The organism is Frankia sp. AgB32 (genome assembly GCF_023243045.1).
Lineage (GTDB): Bacteria > Actinomycetota > Actinomycetes > Frankiales > Frankiaceae > Frankia.
Map to the genome: position 1 here is coordinate 1 of NZ_JALKFX010000211.1, position 243 is coordinate 243.

Annotated in this window: 1 protein-coding gene; it reads left to right on the forward strand. The window is 70.8% G+C overall.

Going from position 1 to position 243, the window contains the following annotated elements:
* A partial coding sequence (locus tag MXD60_RS26455; protein ID WP_248822414.1) for a hypothetical protein occupies positions 1 to 243 on the forward strand: 243 nt, incomplete at both ends.

Here is a 243-nt window from a genome sequence, read left to right on the forward strand (position 1 = left end):
GCCGTTCTGGAGGCCTGGTGCGCCGAGCGGGGGCTTGCCGCCGATCCCCGCATTCTCGCGGTGCGCGTGCCCGGTATCGACAAGGCTCCGACCCCGCTGCAGCGCGAGCGCCTGGCGGTCGGTCCGGATGAGAGCGTGCGCTATCGCCGGGTGCGGCTCACCTGTGGAACCCACGTGTTGTCGGAGGCGGACAACTGGTACGTCCCTGGCCGGCTGACCCCCGAGATGAACGCTGCCCTCGAT